Origin of the sequence: Roseateles chitinivorans (genome assembly GCF_002761755.1) — a bacterium.
Classification (GTDB): Bacteria; Pseudomonadota; Gammaproteobacteria; order Burkholderiales; family Burkholderiaceae_C; genus Roseateles; species Roseateles chitinivorans.
Map to the genome: position 1 here is coordinate 1 of NZ_PEOG01000025.1, position 17,107 is coordinate 17,107.

Consider the following 17,107-nt stretch of genomic DNA (forward strand, 5'->3'; position numbering starts at 1 on the left):
GACCCAGGCGGCGAGGCGCCCCGGCGCGCCAGCGGACGTCCGGGCGGCGCGGCGATGCCGGCCCTGGGCGACCGCCCAGGCGGCGAGCACCAGCAGGTTCAGCACCAGCAGGTCGCGCAGGAACCAGAGGTGGTACATCGGCGCGGACAGGCCCTCCAGCGCGGCCCAGGGGTCGGCGCCCCGTTGCCAGGCCAGCAGCGCCTGCTGCGCGCCGTTGAGCAGCAGCCAGCAGGTCAGCAGCGGCACGCCCAGGCGCAGCAACTGGCGGGCGAGCAGGTCGGGCGTGGCGTGGCGACGCAGGCTGCCGGCGAAGAGCAGGCCGGACAGCAGGAAGAAGCCGGGCACGCGGAAGCTGTGGATCAGCGCGACGAGCGCGTCGAAGACGACGCTGCGGTGGCGGTCGGCGACCAGCCAGTCGCCGGCGGTGACGAAGACGTCCGCCGCGTGCAGGGCGATGCCCAGGACCATCAGCGTCGCGCGGATCCTGTCGAGGTCGACATCGACCGCGCCGGCGGCGCCGGAGCGGGGCGCCTCCCCGGAGGAGGCGACTGAAGCATTCATGAATTCCCCCTCGGCCATGCGGACGCCTCTCCGGGCATCTGAACCTGCGACTGTACGCTGGTCGCACCGTGGGGCTTCACGCGAAGGTGACAAATTCGCGTGGTGGCCCCCGGAACGCGGGGGAGGGACTCAGCGGAGCAGGTCCGCGGCCAGGCGCTCGACGATGCGGGCGGCCGATCGGCCGTCCCACAACGGCGGTCGGCGCACCGGCACGGGGGCCGCGCCGGCGGCGTCGAGCTCGTCCAGCCGCTGCCGGGCGAGCGCCAGCACGCGCGCGGCGTCGGTGCCGGCGATGCGGTTGGTGCCGAGTTCGACCGTCACCGGCCGCTCGGTGTTGTCGCGCACGGTGAGGCAGGGGATGCCCAGCGCGGTCGTTTCTTCCTGCAGGCCGCCGCTGTCGGTGAGCACCAGGGCGGCGCGGCGCCACAGCGCCAGGAAGGGCCGGTAAGGCAGCGGCGGCAGCAGGTGCAGGCCCGGCGCCGGCGCCAGGCCGAGCGCCGCCAGCCGATCGCGGGTGCGCGGGTGGACCGGGAAGATCAGCGGCAGGCGTTCGGCGAGCGCGCCCAGCGCCGCCATCAGCGCCGCGAGCTGGGCCGGCTCGTCGACATTGGACGGCCGGTGCAGCGTGACGACGCCGAAACGGCCCGCCAGCGCCCGCCCCGCGCCGGCCGCGTCGAGCGCGGCGAGTGCGGTGGCTTGGGCGGCCTGGGCCTCGGCATCGCCGGCCTCCAGGCGATCGAGCTGGAACAGCAGGTTGTCGACCATCACATGACCGACCTCGACGATGCGCGGCTCGGGGTGACCTTCGCGGCGCAGGTGGGCGGCGGCGCTCGGCTCGGTCGTGAAGAGCCAGTCCGCGATCGCGTCGGTGGCGCGGCGGTTGATCTCTTCCGGCATGGACATGTCGCCGCTGCGCAGGCCGGCCTCGACATGCGCCACCGGCACGCCGAGCTTGCGGGCCGTCAGCGCGCAGGCGAGCGTCGAATCGACGTCGCCGACGACGACGCAGGCCGCCGGCCGGTCGGCCAGCAGGTGCGGCTCATAGGCTTGCAGGATGGCGGCCGTCAGCCGCGCATGGCCACCGCCGTGGCAGTCCAGCGAGACGTCCGGCGGCGGCAATCCGAGCTCGTCGAAGAAGACACCGCTCATCGCCGCGTCATGGTGCTGGCCGGTGTGGATCAGCTTCCAGTCGAGCCGGCCATCCGCGCGCAGCGCCCGCACCAGAGGCGCCAGCTTCATGAAGTTGGGCCGCGCGCCCGCGATCAGGTGCAGCAGGGGCGCGGCCATCGGCGCTTCAGTCGAAGGACTTCGCGTCGGCGAGCAGCGGCGCCTTCGCGTCCTTCTCGGCGAGCTTGAACTCGACGCCGAGCTTCGGCCAGTCGATGCCGATGGCCGGATCGTCCCAGCGCACCGACCCTTCGGCCTGCGGCGCATAGAGGTCGGTGGTCTTGTAGAGGAAGTCGGCGGTCTCGCTCAGGACCAGGAAGCCGTGCGCGAAGCCCGGCGGGATCCACAGCTGGCGATGGTTCTCGCCGGTCAGCTCGACGCCGACCCACTTGCCGAAATTGGCACTGCTGCGCCGCATGTCGACGGCGACGTCGAACACCGCGCCGGCGGTGCAGCGCACCAGCTTGCCCTGCGCATGCGGCGGCAGCTGGAAGTGCAGGCCGCGCAGCACGCCCTGGCTGGAGCGCGAATGGTTGTCCTGCACGAAGCGCACGTCGTAGCCGCAGGCGGCATTGAACTTCGGCTCGGTCCAGCTCTCCATGAAGAAGCCGCGCGCGTCGCCGAAGACCTTCGGCTCGATGATCAGCACTTCGGGCAGCGCGGTCGGAATCACATTCATCAGAACACCTTCTCGTTGAGCACCTGCTTCAGGTATTGGCCATAGCCGTTCTTGAGCATCGGCTGTGCCAGCCGCTCGAGCTGCTCGGCGTTGATCCAGCCCTTGCGGTAGGCGATCTCCTCGGGGCAGGCGACCTTCAGGCCCTGGCGCTTCTCCAGCGTCGCGATGAACTGGCCGGCTTCCATCAGGCTGTCATGCGTGCCGGTGTCCAGCCAGGCATAGCCGCGGCCCATGATCTCGACGCGCAGCTGCTGCTGCGCGAGGTAGCGGGCGTTGACGTCGGTGATCTCGAGCTCGCCGCGCGGGCTGGGCTGGATGTCGGCGGCGATGTCGCAGACCTGGCGGTCATAGAAGTACAGGCCGGTCACCGCGTAGTTGCTCTTGGGCGCCTTGGGCTTTTCCTCGATGCTGACGGCGCGCTTGTCGCCATCGAACTCGACCACGCCATAGCGCTCCGGATCGTGCACGTGGTACGCGAAGACGGTGGCGCCATCGGTCTGCCGGTCGGCGCTCTCGAGCAGGCCGGCAAAGTCGTGGCCGTAGAAGATGTTGTCGCCCAGCACCAGCGCACTGGGTGCGCCGCCGATGAAGTCCTTGCCCAGGATGAAGGCCTGTGCCAGGCCGTCCGGGCTGGGCTGCACGCAGTACTGCAGGTTCACGCCCCAGCGCGAGCCGTCGCCCAGCAGCGCCTCGAAGCGGGGCAGGTCCTGCGGCGTGCTGATCAGCAGGATGTCGCGCATGCCCGCCAGCATCAGCGTGCTGAGCGGGTAATAGACCATCGGCTTGTCGTAGACCGGCAGCAGCTGCTTGCTGATCGCCAGCGTCGCCGGATGCAGCCGGGTGCCGGAACCGCCGGCCAGGATGATGCCCTTGCGGGTGGTGGTGCTCATCGTGGTCTCTCCGATCACAGGATTTCTTCCAGCAGGCGGTCGACGCCCGCCTGCCAGTGCGGCAGCACCAGGCCGAAGCGGTCCTGCAGCTTGTGGTTGTCCAGGCGCGAGTTCAGCGGGCGCGGCGCGGGCGTCGGATAGGCGCTGCTGGGCAGCGGCTCGACCTGCTCGGGTGGCACCTTCAGCGCCAGGCCCTTGTCCCGCGCGCGCGTCAGCACGTGCTGGGCGTATTGGTGCCAGCTCGTCTCGCCGCTGGCCACCGCGTGGTAGATGCCGCACAGCGCGCGGTCCTTCAGCGTGGCGCGGATCATGTGGGCGGTGATGTCGGCCAGCAGGTCGGCGCCGGTCGGCGCGCCGATCTGGTCGGCGACGACCTTGAGCTGCTCGCGCTCGGCCGCCAGCCGCAGCATGGTCTTGGCGAAGTTGCCGCCGCGTGCCGCGTAGACCCAGCTGGTGCGCAGCACCAGCGCGTCGCAGCCGCTGGCGGCGATCGCCTGCTCGCCCTCGAGCTTGGTCTTGCCGTAGACGCTCAGCGGACCGGTCGGCGCATCCTCGAAGCGCCAGTCGCTGCCGCTGCCGTCGAAGACGTAGTCGGTCGAGTAATGCACCAGCAGCGCGCCGAGCCTCTTGGCTTCGTCGGCCAGCACGCCGGTCGCGAGCGCATTGATCTGGCGGGCGGCCTCGGGTTCGCTTTCGGCCTTGTCGACCGCGGTGTAGGCGGCCGCATTGACGATGACGTCGGGCGCGACGCGGCCCACCGTGGCGCGCAGCGCGTCGCTGTCGCCGAGGTCGCCGCCCTCATGGCGGTCCAGCGCGACCAGCTCGCCCAGCGGCGCCAGCGCGCGTTGCAGCTCCCAGCCCAGCTGGCCGTTCTTTCCGAGCAGCAGAATCTTCATGCCGATGTCCTGCTGGCGCGCTCAGGCGCCGTATTGCTTGGAAACCCACTCGCGGTACGCGCCCGAGAGCACCCGCGAGGCCCAGTCCTCATTGGCCAGGTACCACTGCACCGTCTTGCGGATGCCGGTCTCGAAGGTCTCGGCGGGACGCCAGCCCAGGTCGCGCTCGATCTTGCGCGCGTCGATCGCGTAGCGGCGATCGTGGCCGGGGCGGTCCTTCACATAGGTGATCAGGCGCGCGTAGGGACCGGCCGGATCGGGGCGCAGCTCGTCGAGCAGCGCGCACACCGTCTTCACGATGTCGATGTTGGCCTTCTCGTTCCAGCCGCCGATGTTGTAGGTCTCGCCCAGCGTGCCGCCGGCCAGCACCGCGCGGATGCCCGAGCAGTGGTCGGTGACGTAGAGCCAGTCGCGGATCTGCTGGCCGTCGCCGTACACCGGCAGCGGCTTGCCGGCCAGCGCGTTGACGATCATCAGCGGGATCAGCTTCTCCGGGAAGTGATACGGACCGTAGTTGTTGGAGCAGTTGGTCGTCACGACCGGCAGCCCGTAGGTGTGGTGCCAGGCGCGGACCAGGTGGTCGCTGGCGGCCTTGGAGGCCGAGTACGGGCTGTTGGGCTCGTAGGCGTTGGTCTCGGCGAAGGGCGGGTCCTGCGGCTTGAGCGAGCCGTAGACCTCGTCGGTGGAGACGTGATGGAAGCGGAAGGCCGCCTTGGCATCGCCCTCCAGCGCGCCCCAGTAGCCGCGGGCGGCTTCCAGCAGCGTGAAGGTGCCCTCGACATTGGTGCGCATGAAGGCGCCGGGGCCATGGATCGAGCGGTCGACGTGCGACTCCGCCGCGAAGTGCACGATCGCGCGCGGGCGGTGCGTGGCCAGCAACTGATCGACCAGCGCGCGGTCGCAGATGTCGCCCTTCACGAAGATGTGGCGCGCATCGTCCTTCAGCGAGGCCAGGTTCTCGAGGTTGCCCGCATAGGTGAGGGCGTCCAGGTTGACGACGGGCTCGTCCGAGGTCTTGAACCAGTCGAGCACGAAATTGCTGCCGATGAATCCGGCGCCGCCGGTGACGAGGATCGTCATGAAACTTCCCTGAAACGTGAGGCTTCCCCACCCCGGAGGGCGGCGAAGCAGGTCGGATTACAGCCGCCAGACCCGAAGGCCGGCGGCGCGGAGATCGTCGGCCGGGAAGGCCGCCTTGACGTCGATGAAGGCACCGCCTTCCACCAGCTTGACGGCCAGCGCGCCGGCCGCCATCGCCTTGTACTCGCGGTGCGCGACCGCCGCGACGATGGCGTCGGCACGGGGCAGGTCCTCGAAGCGATGCAGCCGCACGCCGTACTCGTGCATCGCTTCGTCGGCCTCGGCTGCCGGGTCGGTGACGAAGACTTCCACGCCGTAGGTCTTGAGCTCGCGGATGATGTCGATCACCTTGGAGTTGCGCAGGTCGCCGCAGTCCTCCTTGAAGGTCAGGCCCAGCACATTGACCTTGGCCCCCTTGATCGGCGAGCCGGAGGCGATCATCTGCTTGATGGTCTGCTCGGCGATGAACTTGCCCATGCCGTCGTTGATGCGCCGGCCCGCCAGGATGACCTGCGGGTGGTAGCCCAGCATGTCGGCCTTGTGCGTGAGGTAGTAGGGGTCCACGCCGATGCAGTGGCCGCCGACCAGGCCCGGCTTGAACTTCAGGAAGTTCCACTTCGTGCCGGCGGCTTCCAGGACCTCGGAGGTGTCCAGGCCGAGGCGCTCGAAGATGATCGCCAGCTCGTTCATCAACGCGATGTTCAGGTCGCGCTGCGTGTTCTCGATGACCTTGGCCGCCTCGGCGGTCTTGATGCTGGACGCGCGGTGCACGCCGGGCACGATGATCTTCTCGTAGGTCCGCGCGACGATGTCCAGCGTCTCGGGCGTGTCGCCGGAGACGATCTTGAGGATCTTCGTCAGCGTGTGGTCCTTGTCGCCCGGGTTGATCCGCTCCGGGCTGTAGCCGACGAAGAAGTCCTGCTTCCACTTCAGGCCGGATTCGCGTTCCAGCACGGGGATGCAGACCTCCTCGGTCGCGCCGGGGTAGACGGTCGATTCATAGACGACGACGGCGCCGCGCTTCATATGGCGGCCGACGCTGGTGGACGAGCCGATCAGCGGCCGGAAGTCGGGGATCTTGGCTTCGTCCACCGGCGTGGGCACGGCCACGATGATGACGTCCGCCTCGGCCAGGCAGGCCGGGTCGCTGTGGTACTCGGCGTGCACGGCCGCGCGCACGTCCTCGTCGCTCAGCTCGCGCGACGGGTCGGTGCCCGCACGGCACTTGGCGACCTTGTCGACGGCGATGTCAAACCCGATGGTCCGTCCGTGCTTGCCGAACTCGACCACCAGCGGCAGTCCCACATATCCCAATCCGACGACGGCAATCACGGCCACGATCTTCTCCTGTCGACCGCCGGCGTCGATGCGACGGCCGGCGTCCTGTTGTGGTGGGCCCGGAGCGTCCCACCCGGACCGGAAGGTCCGGGCGCCCCGCGCGATGGTCGGCTTTGTATCCGGTTTTCAGGTCCTCGCCGACCCCTCAAGCGGGGCCCGGCTCTCAGTTCCGGCCGTAGGTGTCCTGGTAGCGGACGATGTCGTCCTCGCCCAGGTAGGAGCCGGACTGGACCTCGATGATCTCCAGCGGCACCTTGCCCGGGTTGGACAGGCGGTGCACCTGGCCCAGCGGGATGTAGGTCGACTGGTTCTCGGTCAGCAGGATGGTCTTGTCGCCGTTGACGACCTCGGCGGTGCCCTGCACCACGATCCAGTGCTCGGCGCGGTGGTGGTGCATCTGCAGGCTCAGCGAGGCGCCCGGCTTGACCATGATGCGCTTGACCTGGAAGCGCTCGCCCATGTCGATGCTGTCGTACCAGCCCCAGGGGCGATGGACCTTGCGATGCAGGTTCTGCTCGTCGCGCTGGGCGGCGGTCAGCTGGCTGACGATCTTCTTGACGTCCTGGCTCTTGCTGCGATCGGCGACCAGCACCGCGTCCGGCGTCTCGACGACGACGACGTTGTCCAGCCCCACCGCCGAGACCAGCCGGCTGGTCGCATGCACCAGCGTGTTGCGGCTGTCCGCGATGATCGCGTCGCCGCGGCTGGCGTTGCCGGCGGCGTCCTTCTCCGCCACCTGCCAGACGGCCTCCCAGGCGCCGAGGTCGTTCCAGCCGGCATCCAGCGGCACCATGCGCAGCGCGACCGGGCTGCCCGGGCAGCGCTCCATCACCGCGTAGTCGATCGACTCCGACGGCACGGCCGCGAAGGCCTCCTTGGCCGGACGCACGAAGGGACCGTCCACCGCCTTGCCGCCGAAGGCGACGCGCGTGGCCTGGTCGATGTCGGGACGGAACTGTTGCAGCGCCTTCAGCCAGACACTGGCGCGCAGCACGAACATGCCGCTGTTCCAGTAGTAGCCGCCCTGGTCGAGGTACTTCTGGGCGGTCGCGGCATCGGGCTTCTCGACGAAGGCCTCGACGCGCAGGCCGGTGCCTTCGGCGCCGGCGCGGATGTAGCCGTAGCCGGTCTCGGGCCGATCGGGCGTGATGCCGAGGATGACGATGGCGCCGTCCTTGGCCTGGCGCACCGCGTCCTGCAGCGCGGCGGTGAAGGCGGGACCGTCGGTGACGGTCTGGTCGGCCGGCGTGACCACCAGCACCGGATCCTCGCCGCCTTCCAGCGCCTGGAGCGCGGCCAGCGTGATCGCCGGCGCGGTGTTGCGGCCGACCGGCTCCAGCACGACCGCGCTGGGACTCAGCCGCTGCTCGCGCAGCTGGTCCAGCACCATGAAGCGGTGCTCCTCGTTGCCGACGACGATCGGCGGCTTCACCGCGATGTCCTCGGCGCCGAGCGTGGCCAGGCGGTCCGCGGCCTGCTGGAACAGGCTGGTGTTGCCGTTCAGCACCAGGAACTGCTTGGGATAGCCGGCGCGGGAGAGCGGCCACAGCCGCGTTCCGCTGCCGCCCGCCATGATCACCGGTTGCGTATCGATCTTGCTCAAGGTACTGCTCCCTCTGGGACTGGCGCCCCTTGCACGTCGACGTGGGGCTGTGGATTCGGAAAGAAGGGTCGGAAGTGTCGCAGAGCGGCGGGTCAGCCCTCGAAGCCGTTCGGATTGGACGATTGCCAGCGCCAGCTGTCCTCGCACATGCGCTGCAGGTCGTGGCGGGCGGTCCAGCCGAGCTTCTCGCGCGCCAGCGCCGGATCGGCGTAGCAGGCGGCGACGTCGCCGGGGCGGCGGGCGACGATCTCATAAGGGATCTCGCGGCCGCTGGCCTTCGCGAAGGCATTGACCAGCTCCAGCACGCTGTAGCCGCGGCCGGTGCCCAGGTTGACCCAGATCGACTCGTTGCCGCGCAGCAGGAAGTTCAGCGCGGCCACATGGCCTTCGGCCAGGTCGAGGACATGGATGTAGTCGCGCACGCCGGTGCCGTCGGGTGTGTCGTAGTCGCCGCCGAAGATCGAGAGCTTGGCGCGTCGACCGATCGCCACCTGCGTCACGTAGGGCATCAGGTTGTTGGGGATGCCGCGCGGGTCCTCGCCGATGCGGCCGCTCTCGTGCGCGCCGACCGGGTTGAAGTAGCGCAGGCAGGCGGTCTGCCACTGCGGGTCCGAGGCGCCCAGGTCGCGCAGGATGCCTTCCCCGATCAGCTTGGTCGCGCCGTAGGGGTTGACCGCCATCAGCTCGGCGTCCTCGCGCAGCGGCAGCGACCTGGGCTGGCCGTAGACGGTCGCGCTGGACGAGAAGACGATCCGCCTGCAGTCATGGCGGCGCATCGTTTCGCAGACCGTCAGCAGCCCGTCGAGGTTGTTGCGGTAGTAGCTCAGCGGCTTGGCGGTGGATTCGCCGACCGCCTTGTAGGCGGCGAAGTGCACCACCGCGGCCGGCTGGTACTCGTTGAACACCGCGTCCAGCGCCGCGCCGTCGCAGACGTCGAGCTTCTCGAACAGCGGCGTCTGGCCGCTCAGTTCGGCCAGGCGCTCCAGCACCTTGGGCGAGCTGTTGCTGAAGTTGTCCACGCCGACGACGCGGTAGCCGGCCGCCTGCAGCGCGAGCCAGGTGTGGGAGGCGATGTAGCCGGTCGCGCCGGTCAGCAGGATGGTGTCGTTGGGCATGGCGTTGGAGGCGGTCAGCGGATCATGCCCTGCACGTAGCAGCCAGCGGTGTAGGCGTTGTAGGAGTAGATCGCGTCCGTCGTGTCGCGGTCCAGGCGCGTGTACTGGCAACCCACGGTGACGTTGCGCAGCGCTTCCCAGGCCAGGCCCAGGCTGTATTGCTTGGAGTTGTCCTTGGAACGCACCCCGCCCAGGGCGATGTCGCGATCGCGGCTCAGGCGGGTGAAGCCCACGCCGGCCTGCGCGGTCAGCTTGCCGGTGATGCGGTAGTTGAACTGGGTCTGGAACGCCGTCTGCACCCGGTTGAAGTCGGACTGGCCGTTGTTGATGCCCAGGTAGTAGGTCTCGACGCCGGTGTCCCGCGACAGCTTGGTGTTGAGCGTCCAGCGGCCGCCCGGGGCCCAGTTCCAGTTCAGCGAGCCGGTCAGCCCGGTGAAGGTGTCGGAAGTGCTGCGGCTGAGGCGCGCGTTCAGGCTGCTGGACCCGGTGGCGCGCCACAGCGCCGTCAGGTCGATGTCCTTGCGGTCCCACTCGAAGCCGTTCACCGGCACGCGGCCCTTGGTGTAGCGGCCGGCCAGCCCGAAGCGCCAGGCGCTGCTGGCGTTGTAGAGCAGGCCCAGCGAGGAGGTGTTCTGCCGGTATTCCTGCGTGTCCCACAGCGGCAGCGAGTAGTCCCGCTGGCGTCGCACGAAGGTGCCCTCGAGGGTGAACGGCGAGAGCCCCGGCAGTCCCAGACGCACGCTGCCGCCGGCGCTCTGGTCGGTCTGCAGGTTGCGCTCGGTCGTCGGGGCGATGCCGGTGTTGCTGTTGAAGTCCGCCAGCGTGCGTGCGCGGGTGTAGTCCAGCGTGCCCGACAGGTTGCCCACGGTTTCCCAGTCCAGGCCGGTGTCCAGGCTGTAGCCGCGGTTGTCCAGCCGGCTGTTGTCCTGGTAGCGGGTGTCGTTGAGGCGGGCGTCGGCATGCAGGCGCTGGCGGCCCAGGCGCGTGTCCACGCCGGCCAGCAGGCTCAGCGAGGTCAACCGGTCGCTGCTGGCGGCGGCATTCGCGCGGAAGACGTTGTCCGTGTAGTAATGGCCCAGCGAGGCGCCCAGGTACCAGGGGCTGCCCTGGTCGCTCTGGGCCCAGCAGGAGGCGGACGCGAGCAGGGCGAACGGCAGCGACAGTCGGTGGAGGCGGTTCATCGTCGGAAGGTCTCCTGCGGGTCAATAGGCGTGGCGGTCGAAGAGCATCAGCCGCACGGTGCGCACGATGATCTGGAGATCCAGGCCGAGCGACCAGTTGCGCAGGTACTCCAGATCGTATTCGACACGCGCCTTCATCTTGTCGACGGTGTCGGTCTCGCCGCGCAGGCCGTTGACCTGCGCCCAGCCGGTGATGCCGGGCTTGACCTTGTGGCGGACCATGTAGGCCTTGATCAGCTGGCGGTACTCCTCGTTGTGCGCGACCGCGTGCGGGCGCGGGCCGACGATGCTCATGCGGCCCTGCAGCACGTTGATGAACTGCGGCAGCTCGTCCAGCGAGGTCTTGCGGATGAAGGCGCCGAAGGGCGTGATGCGCGGGTCGCCCTTGGTGGCCTGCTTGACGACGGCGCCGTTGTCCATCGCGCGCATCGAGCGGAACTTGTAGACGACGATCTCCTCGCCGTCCAGGCCGTTGCGGCGCTGCTTGAAGATCACCGGACCCGGCGAGCTCAGCTTCACGCCGATCGCCAGCACCAGCAGGATCGGCGAGATCAGCACCAGGATCATTGCCGCCAGGATGATGTCGCTGATGCGCTTGACGACCTCGTTGACCCCGGTGAACGGGGTCTCGAGGATGCCCACCACCGGCACGCCGTTCACATCCTGCAGCCGGCCCTGGATGATGCTGATGCCGAAGACGTCCGGCACGAAGAACAGCGACGCGGTCGTGCCCTGCAGCTGTTCCAGCAGCTGCAGGATGCGTGGCTGCGAGCCCAGCGGCAGGGTGATGTAGACCTCGCGCACGCCGTTGGCGCGGACATAGTCGCTCAGCTCCGGCAGCGTGCCCAACACCCGGCCGACGCTGTCGGGATGGAGGCGGTCGTCGGTGCGGTCGTCGAAGAAGCCCAGGCACTCGACGCCACGGATGGAGCCGAAGGAGAGCGCGCGGCCGACCTTGGCACCCAGCGGGCCGGCGCCGACGATCACCGCCGTGCGCCGCACCGAAGGCTGCTGCGCGCGCCAGCGCAGCACGCGGCGGCCGATCTCGACGGCCAGGATCTGCGCCAGCGGCGTCAGCAGCGCCCACCACAGCAGCACCGGGCGCTCGAAGTAATGGAAGCTGCTGGTGGCGTAGGCGAACATGCCCAGGATCAGCAGCAGCATCAGCCAGGAGCCGACGATGTCGGTCACGGCGCTGGCGGGGTGGTCCGAGAAGCGGTTGCGCCCCGGGAAGGTCAGCGCGAACACCAGCATGCACAGCGTGTAGGTGGAGCGCATGACCGGTTCGCCGAACCAGGCCAGCAGGCACAGGTAGATCAGGACGATCAGCGTCGGTTCCAGGAAAGCCGCGATGAACGACTGGACCGACTGCGGCGCGCTGTAGAAGGTTCTCTTGTAGTTCCGGTCCTCAAACATCACCCGTTGGTCCTTCGTTGCTGCCCTCGTTGCCGTACGGCTGGCGGCTTCGAGGCCGGCCTGCCGCTCCTGTCCGGCCGGAGCCGGAAATTCTCTCTCAATTCAAACGGCGAACTCGTAACCGGACCCCCTAGCTTGTCACCGGTTCCCTCGTTCGCGAGGCCGCCTCCGGGCCTGCCTACAATCCGCCCCATGCTCCAAGAATGGTCCAAGCTCCTGGCCCCCGCGGTCCAGGATCGCATCACGCTGTTGCTCAACCATGTCATGTCCCGCGAGCCGGTCGCCACCGCGCGTCTGGCCCCGCACACGGGCAAGACGCTGCGGCTGCGTCTGGCCGGCTGGCCGGCGATGCTGCCGGCCGCGCCGGACCTTCGGTTGCGCATCACCCCGGCCGGTCTTCTGGAACGGATGGGCGACGAGGATGGCCCTAGGCAAGAACCGGACCTGCTCATCGAACTCGATGCGTCGAATCCGGCCGCCGCGGCCTTCGCTGCGCTGTCCGGCGCCCGTCCCGACGTGCGGGTGGACGGCGATGCGCAACTGGCCGGTGACTTCAACTGGCTGATCGACCATGTGCGCTGGGACATCGAGGACGACCTCGCCGCCATCACCGGCCCGGCCGTGGCGCACCAGCTCGGCCGCGTCGGCCGTGCCGCCGCCGGCGCGATGGCGGCCCTGGCCCGTCAGGCGGGCCGCTTCATGCCGGACGGCCAGGGCCGGGCATGAGGTCCTGAGGCATGAGGTATCTGTCCCGCCTGCTGGTCATCGTCTGGACCCTCTACCGATTTGGGCTGGATGAGCTGGCGCTGTCGACGCTCAAGCGGCGGCGCTTCCGCTTCCTGCGCCGGCTGATCTCGGTCGGCCGCGCCTGGGACCAGCCGCGCGGCGTGCGGCTGCGGCTCGCGCTGGAGCGGCTCGGACCGATCTTCGTCAAGTTCGGGCAGCTGTTGTCGACGCGGCGCGACCTGGTGCCGCCGGACATGATCGAGGAACTGGCCAAGCTGCAGGACAACGTGCCGCCGTTCCCGGCCGAGCTGTCCCGCGAGCTGATCGAGCGCGCCTTCGGGCGCCGCATCGAGGAGCTGTTCGCCACCTTCGAAGCCGAGCCGGTGGCCAGCGCATCGATCGCGCAGGTCCACTTCGCGACGCTGCCGGACGGCCGCGAGGTGGCCGTGAAGGTGCTGCGGCCGGGGATGCTCGACATCATCGAGGACGACCTGGCGCTGATGCGCACCGTCGCGGGCTGGGTGGAGCGATTCTCCGCCGACGGCCGCCGGCTCAAGCCGCGCGAGGTGGTCGCCGAGTTCAACACCTACCTGCACGACGAGCTCGACCTGGTGCGCGAGGCCGCCAATGCCGCCCAATTGCGGCGCAACATGCAGGACCTGCGCCTGGTGCTGGTGCCGGAGATGATCTGGGAGCTCTGCCGGAGCGAGGTCATCGTGATGGAGCGGATGCGCGGCGTGCCGATCTCGCAGCTCGAGCGCTTGCGGGAGGCGGGGGTCGACATCAAGAAGCTGGCCCGCGATGGCGTCACGATCTTCTTCACCCAGGTGTTCCGGGACGGCTTCTTCCATGCCGACATGCACCCCGGGAACATCCAGGTCAGCCTGGATCCGCACACCTTCGGCAACTACGTGGCGCTGGACTTCGGGATCATCGGCACGCTCACCGAGGTCGACAAGGATTACCTCGCGCAGAACTTCATCGCCTTCTTCCGTCGCGACTACAAGCGCGTGGCTGAGCTCCACATCGAATCCGGCTGGGTCCCGCCCGAAACCCGGGTCGATGAGCTCGAAGGGGCGGTGCGCACCGTCTGCGAGCCCCATTTCGACAAGCCGCTGAAGGACATCTCGCTCGGCCAGGTGCTGATGCGGCTGTTTCAGATCTCCCGCAGATTTAACGTCGAGATTCAGCCGCAGCTGGTTTTGCTGCAAAAAACGCTGCTCAACATTGAAGGATTGGGCAGGCAGCTGGATCCTGAGCTGGACCTCTGGGCCACCGCCAAGCCCTTCCTCGAGCGCTGGATGGATGAGCAGGTGGGTTGGCGCGCCTTCGTGCGGCAACTGAAAAAGGAGGCGCCGCGCTTCGCGCAGATGGTGCCGGAGTTCCCGCGCCTGATGCACGAGGTGCTGCGCCAACGCGCCGAAGGCGGGCATTCGGATCTGACACGGCAGCTGCTGCTGGAGCAGCGGCGGACCAATCATCTGCTTCAGACGCTGCTCTGGGGCATCGGCGGCTTCACGCTCGCCCTGGTGCTGACCCAACTCGTCATGCGCTGGATCGACTGACCGCGCTCGTCCGGCCGGGAGGCCGGGCGCGCCGGGATCAGACCGCGTAGTCGGCGAATTCCTGCTTGAGGCGGGCCCGCAGCAGGGTCCGGACGCGGTTCACGCGTGAGCGCACGGTGCCGATCGGGATCGCCTGCAGCGCGGCGACCTCGCGGTAGGACTCCTCCTGCAGACATGCCAGATCGAAGGTGCAGCGCAGGTCGGGCGACAGGCCCGACAGCGTCACGTCGACGATGCCGGCGAGCTGCCGGTAGGCGACCTGCTGGCTGACGTCCTTGCTTCGGTCGCGCGAATGGTGGACCGATTCGCCATCCCGCGTGTGCGGCGCGTCGTCCAGGCTTTCCATCTGGCGATTGCGTTTGGCGCAGCGCGCGACATGGTTGCGAGCGACGTTGGCCGCGATGCCGAAGAACCAGGTCTCGACGGTGGAACGGCCCTGGAAGCGGTCGGCGCAGCGGGTGGCCTCGAGCATGGCGTCCTGGATGATGTCGTCCAGCTCGCCCGGTGAGCGCTCGTAGCGACGCAGGAAGCGCTTGAGCTTGCTGGAGTCGCTGCGTGCCTCGTGCGCGATCTTGACGATGTGGGACAGGACCAGTTGCTGACGCTGCCGGGCCAGCTCCGGGTCGACCGGTTCGTCTGGCGCGGCGTGCGGCGCGGAGGCGCCGTCGCTGGAAGGGTGGGGCGGCGTGGCGCTCGTCGCCCCGGAGCTCGCGAGGGGGCCGGCCGGGCGGCGTGTGACTTCGGTGTGATGACTCATGGACAGACTCGAAGAAGACCTCGGGAAACCCGTCCGGCGAGGACCCGGACCGCGGTCCGGTGGGTGTCTCCCGGAGCCGGTGGCTCCCTGGGGCAGGGGAGGGAAGAGCGCGCCGCGCGCATCAGCGCGGGTTGCCCCACTGCAGGACCTCGACCGCCAACCGGCCCTCGGCCTCGACCAACCGGCCGAGGCCGAGCTCGGTGCCGTGAGCGACGATGCGCACGAGCGCCGGCGTCGAGGTGTCCAGCGGGAGGATCCGACCGGTCGCGAGTCCGCTCAGTTCGCCGACAGTCAGGGCGACGCGGCCGACGATGAAATCCAGGTCTACGGTCAGGGCATCCACGTTGCGGGGCTCCGGGTGGCGGTGGCAGGGCGTGGAAGGGATTGGAATGGGAGCCCCTTGGCGGCCCCATCCCTGGAACTCGCGTGAGACATGCGCCCCCTGACCTAAATAGAGGAGCAGACATGCAGATTTATGGTGAGAAGGGGTCGGTCCCCCCGCTCGGGTGCCGCTGAAATGCGGATTTCCTGAGCGGGAGGACCCTGGTCAGCGGTCCCCGAGGTTCCGGGGATAATCCGCGCGCAATTTTTTGTGCGCCGGACTCCTGCGCTCCCGCCTCCCCGCATTCCCAAGGCCCGCTGCCATGCTCCTGACCCTGGTCATCCTTTACCTGCTTGTCACCATCGCGATCGGCCTGTGGGCCGCCAAGCGGGTGAAGAACACGGCGGACTTCGCCATCGCCGGCCGGCACCTGCCGCTGGTGATGATCGTCACCACCACCTTCGCCACCTGGTTCGGCTCCGAGACCGTGCTGGGCATTCCGGCCAAGTTCGTGCAGACGGGCCTGAACGGCGTGGTCGAGGATCCGTTCGGCGCGGGCTCCTGCCTGATCCTGGTGGGCCTGTTCTTCGCGGCCAGGCTCTACAAGATGACGCTGCTGACGATCAGCGACTACTACCGCGAGCGCTACGGCCGCGTGGTCGAGGTGGTCTGCAGCTTCATCATCATCCTGTCCTACCTGGGCTGGGTGGCGGCGCAGGTCACGGCGCTGGGCCTGGTGTTCAAGCTGCTGTCGGGGGGCGCGATCAGCATCCCGGTGGGCATGATGATCGGCACGGCGTCGATCCTGGCCTACACCCTGTTCGGCGGCATGTGGTCGGTGGCGGTGACCGACTTCATCCAGATGATCATCCTGGTGGTGGGGCTGTCGCTGATCGCCTGGTTCGCAGCCGACATGGCCGGCGGCGCCGACAAGGTCATCGCACTGGCGTCCAGCCAGGACATGTTCCGCTTCCTGCCCGAGCCGAGCTTCCACGACATCGTGTTCTTCCTCGGTGCGGCCATCACGATGATGCTGGGCTCGATCCCGCAGCAGGACGTGTTCCAGCGCGTCATGTCGGCCAAGGACATCAAGGCCGCGACCCGCGGCCCGGTCATCGGCGGCATCTGCTACATCCTGTTCGCCTTCGTGCCGATGTTCATCGTCGTCAGCGCGCTGATCATCATGCCCACCGAGGCCAAGCAGCTGATCGCCGAGGACCCCCAGCAGGTGATCCCCACGCTGGTGATCGACAAGATGCCCTTCGTGATGCAGGTCGTGTTCTTCGGCGCGCTGCTGTCGGCGCTGAAGTCGACCGCCTCGGCCACGCTGCTGGCGCCGTCGGTGACCTTCGTCGAGAACATCTGGCGCCAGTTCTTCCCGCGCGTGTCCGACAAGCAGGAACTGCGCACGATGCGCATCGCGGTGCTGCTGTTCTCGGTCTGCGTCTGCGCCTATGCGATCGCGCTGCAGGGGACGTCGATCTACGAGATGGTCTCCAGCGCCTACCAGATCACGCTGGTCGGCGCCTTCGTGCCGCTGCTGTTCGGCCTCTACTGGAAGCGCGCGACGACGCAGGGCGCGATCTTCGCGATCGTGCTGGGCGTGGTTACCTGGATCCTGTTCCTGGTGACGCCGGCCGGCGAGCAGTTCCCCGCCCAGCTGGCGGGCCTGCTGGCGGGCATCGTCGGCATGCTGGTCGGCTCGCTGGGCCCCCAGGCGATCCGCGACGTGCACGGCAGCCACCACCGCCTGGCCGGCGCGGAGCCGGCGGGCCACTCTATATAATTTCGGGTTTTTGACCCGTTCCCCC

At 68.7% G+C, this 17,107-nt stretch carries 16 protein-coding genes; 3 read left to right on the forward strand and 13 right to left on the reverse strand.

Features of this window, described 5'->3' with window-relative positions:
- The 11 genes from CS062_RS10985 to CS062_RS11035 form a co-directional block, all read right to left on the reverse strand.
- Positions 1-561: acyltransferase family protein (locus tag CS062_RS10985; RefSeq protein WP_158238747.1), on the reverse strand; the 561-nt coding region annotated here is incomplete at its 3' end.
- 129 nt (positions 562-690) lie between these two features.
- On the reverse strand, positions 691-1,848 hold the full coding sequence (wecB, locus tag CS062_RS10990) for a non-hydrolyzing UDP-N-acetylglucosamine 2-epimerase (RefSeq protein WP_099861686.1): 1,158 nt from the start codon (positions 1,846-1,848) through the stop codon (positions 691-693).
- Between the two features lie 7 nt (positions 1,849-1,855).
- Positions 1,856-2,407: a dTDP-4-dehydrorhamnose 3,5-epimerase gene (gene rfbC, locus CS062_RS10995; protein ID WP_099861687.1), complete on the reverse strand. Its 552-nt coding sequence runs from the start codon at positions 2,405-2,407 to the stop codon at positions 1,856-1,858.
- A complete protein-coding gene (rfbA, locus tag CS062_RS11000; protein ID WP_099861688.1) occupies positions 2,407-3,297 on the reverse strand; it encodes a glucose-1-phosphate thymidylyltransferase RfbA in 891 nt (296 codons plus the stop codon). Before rfbA ends, rfbC begins: the two co-directional genes overlap by 1 nt.
- Before the next feature lie 14 nt (positions 3,298-3,311).
- Positions 3,312-4,193 carry a dTDP-4-dehydrorhamnose reductase gene (gene rfbD, locus CS062_RS11005; RefSeq protein WP_099861689.1) on the reverse strand — a complete coding sequence of 294 codons (882 nt, stop codon included), beginning with the start codon at positions 4,191-4,193 and terminating at the stop codon, positions 3,312-3,314.
- A 21-nt stretch (positions 4,194-4,214) separates the two neighbouring features.
- Entirely contained in the window at positions 4,215-5,273 is a 1,059-nt protein-coding gene (gene rfbB, locus CS062_RS11010; protein WP_099861690.1) for a dTDP-glucose 4,6-dehydratase, read from the reverse strand.
- Positions 5,274-5,330: 57 nt separating this feature from the next.
- Complete coding sequence (locus CS062_RS11015; RefSeq protein WP_099861691.1) at positions 5,331-6,611, reverse strand: nucleotide sugar dehydrogenase; 1,281 nt, start codon at positions 6,609-6,611, stop codon at positions 5,331-5,333.
- A gap of 163 nt (positions 6,612-6,774) precedes the next feature.
- The gene (locus CS062_RS11020; protein WP_099861741.1) at positions 6,775-8,184 is read right to left on the reverse strand and encodes a mannose-1-phosphate guanylyltransferase/mannose-6-phosphate isomerase; all 1,410 of its coding nucleotides are present in this window, start codon (positions 8,182-8,184) and stop codon (positions 6,775-6,777) included.
- A 122-nt stretch (positions 8,185-8,306) separates the two neighbouring features.
- Positions 8,307-9,329 (reverse strand): UDP-glucose 4-epimerase GalE, encoded by a 1,023-nt coding sequence (galE, locus tag CS062_RS11025; protein WP_099861692.1) that lies wholly within the window; start codon positions 9,327-9,329, stop codon positions 8,307-8,309.
- A 14-nt stretch (positions 9,330-9,343) separates the two neighbouring features.
- Positions 9,344-10,510, reverse strand: a complete 1,167-nt coding sequence (locus tag CS062_RS11030; protein ID WP_099861693.1) for a porin family protein — start codon at positions 10,508-10,510, stop codon at positions 9,344-9,346.
- 21 nt (positions 10,511-10,531) lie between these two features.
- Positions 10,532-11,926, reverse strand: a complete 1,395-nt coding sequence (locus CS062_RS11035; protein ID WP_099861694.1) for an undecaprenyl-phosphate glucose phosphotransferase — start codon at positions 11,924-11,926, stop codon at positions 10,532-10,534.
- Between the two features lie 192 nt (positions 11,927-12,118).
- On the opposite strand from CS062_RS11035, the gene CS062_RS11040 reads away from it, so the two are divergent.
- Together CS062_RS11040 and ubiB are read left to right on the forward strand one after the other, a co-directional pair.
- Positions 12,119-12,652 carry a hypothetical protein gene (locus CS062_RS11040; RefSeq protein WP_099861695.1) on the forward strand — a complete coding sequence of 178 codons (534 nt, stop codon included), beginning with the start codon at positions 12,119-12,121 and terminating at the stop codon, positions 12,650-12,652.
- Positions 12,653-12,663: 11 nt separating this feature from the next.
- Complete coding sequence (gene ubiB / locus CS062_RS11045) at positions 12,664-14,217, forward strand: ubiquinone biosynthesis regulatory protein kinase UbiB (RefSeq protein WP_099861696.1); 1,554 nt, start codon at positions 12,664-12,666, stop codon at positions 14,215-14,217.
- Between the two features lie 37 nt (positions 14,218-14,254).
- Here the strand turns inward: ubiB and CS062_RS11050 are convergent, their stop codons facing one another.
- Positions 14,255-14,974, reverse strand: coding sequence for a sigma-70 family RNA polymerase sigma factor (locus CS062_RS11050; protein ID WP_099861697.1), 720 nt, complete (start codon positions 14,972-14,974; stop codon positions 14,255-14,257).
- A 121-nt stretch (positions 14,975-15,095) separates the two neighbouring features.
- On the reverse strand, positions 15,096-15,317 hold the full coding sequence (locus CS062_RS26170; protein ID WP_158238748.1) for a FliM/FliN family flagellar motor switch protein: 222 nt from the start codon (positions 15,315-15,317) through the stop codon (positions 15,096-15,098).
- A 301-nt stretch (positions 15,318-15,618) separates the two neighbouring features.
- On the opposite strand from CS062_RS26170, the gene CS062_RS11060 reads away from it, so the two are divergent.
- Entirely contained in the window at positions 15,619-17,082 is a 1,464-nt protein-coding gene (locus tag CS062_RS11060) for a high affinity choline transporter 1 (RefSeq protein WP_099861699.1), read from the forward strand.
- The last annotated feature ends 25 nt before the right edge of the window (positions 17,083-17,107 follow it).

What these genes read in the sequence shown, in the direction of transcription:
- wecB (WP_099861686.1), bottom strand. Translation starts at nt 1,848, where the DNA reads ATGGCCGCGCCCCTGCTGCACCTGATCGCGGGCGCGCGGCCCAACTTC.
- rfbC (WP_099861687.1), bottom strand. Translation starts at nt 2,407, where the DNA reads ATGAATGTGATTCCGACCGCGCTGCCCGAAGTGCTGATCATCGAGCCG.
- rfbA (WP_099861688.1), bottom strand. Translation starts at nt 3,297, where the DNA reads ATGAGCACCACCACCCGCAAGGGCATCATCCTGGCCGGCGGTTCCGGC.
- rfbD (WP_099861689.1), bottom strand. Translation starts at nt 4,193, where the DNA reads ATGAAGATTCTGCTGCTCGGAAAGAACGGCCAGCTGGGCTGGGAGCTG.
- rfbB (WP_099861690.1), bottom strand. Translation starts at nt 5,273, where the DNA reads ATGACGATCCTCGTCACCGGCGGCGCCGGATTCATCGGCAGCAATTTC.
- CS062_RS11020 (WP_099861741.1), bottom strand. Translation starts at nt 8,184, where the DNA reads ATGGCGGGCGGCAGCGGAACGCGGCTGTGGCCGCTCTCCCGCGCCGGC.
- galE (WP_099861692.1), bottom strand. Translation starts at nt 9,329, where the DNA reads ATGCCCAACGACACCATCCTGCTGACCGGCGCGACCGGCTACATCGCC.
- CS062_RS11030 (WP_099861693.1), bottom strand. Translation starts at nt 10,510, where the DNA reads ATGAACCGCCTCCACCGACTGTCGCTGCCGTTCGCCCTGCTCGCGTCC.
- CS062_RS11035 (WP_099861694.1), bottom strand. Translation starts at nt 11,926, where the DNA reads ATGTTTGAGGACCGGAACTACAAGAGAACCTTCTACAGCGCGCCGCAG.
- CS062_RS11040 (WP_099861695.1), top strand. Translation starts at nt 12,119, where the DNA reads ATGCTCCAAGAATGGTCCAAGCTCCTGGCCCCCGCGGTCCAGGATCGC.
- ubiB (WP_099861696.1), top strand. Translation starts at nt 12,664, where the DNA reads ATGAGGTATCTGTCCCGCCTGCTGGTCATCGTCTGGACCCTCTACCGA.
- CS062_RS11050 (WP_099861697.1), bottom strand. Translation starts at nt 14,974, where the DNA reads ATGAGTCATCACACCGAAGTCACACGCCGCCCGGCCGGCCCCCTCGCG.
- CS062_RS11060 (WP_099861699.1), top strand. Translation starts at nt 15,619, where the DNA reads ATGCTCCTGACCCTGGTCATCCTTTACCTGCTTGTCACCATCGCGATC.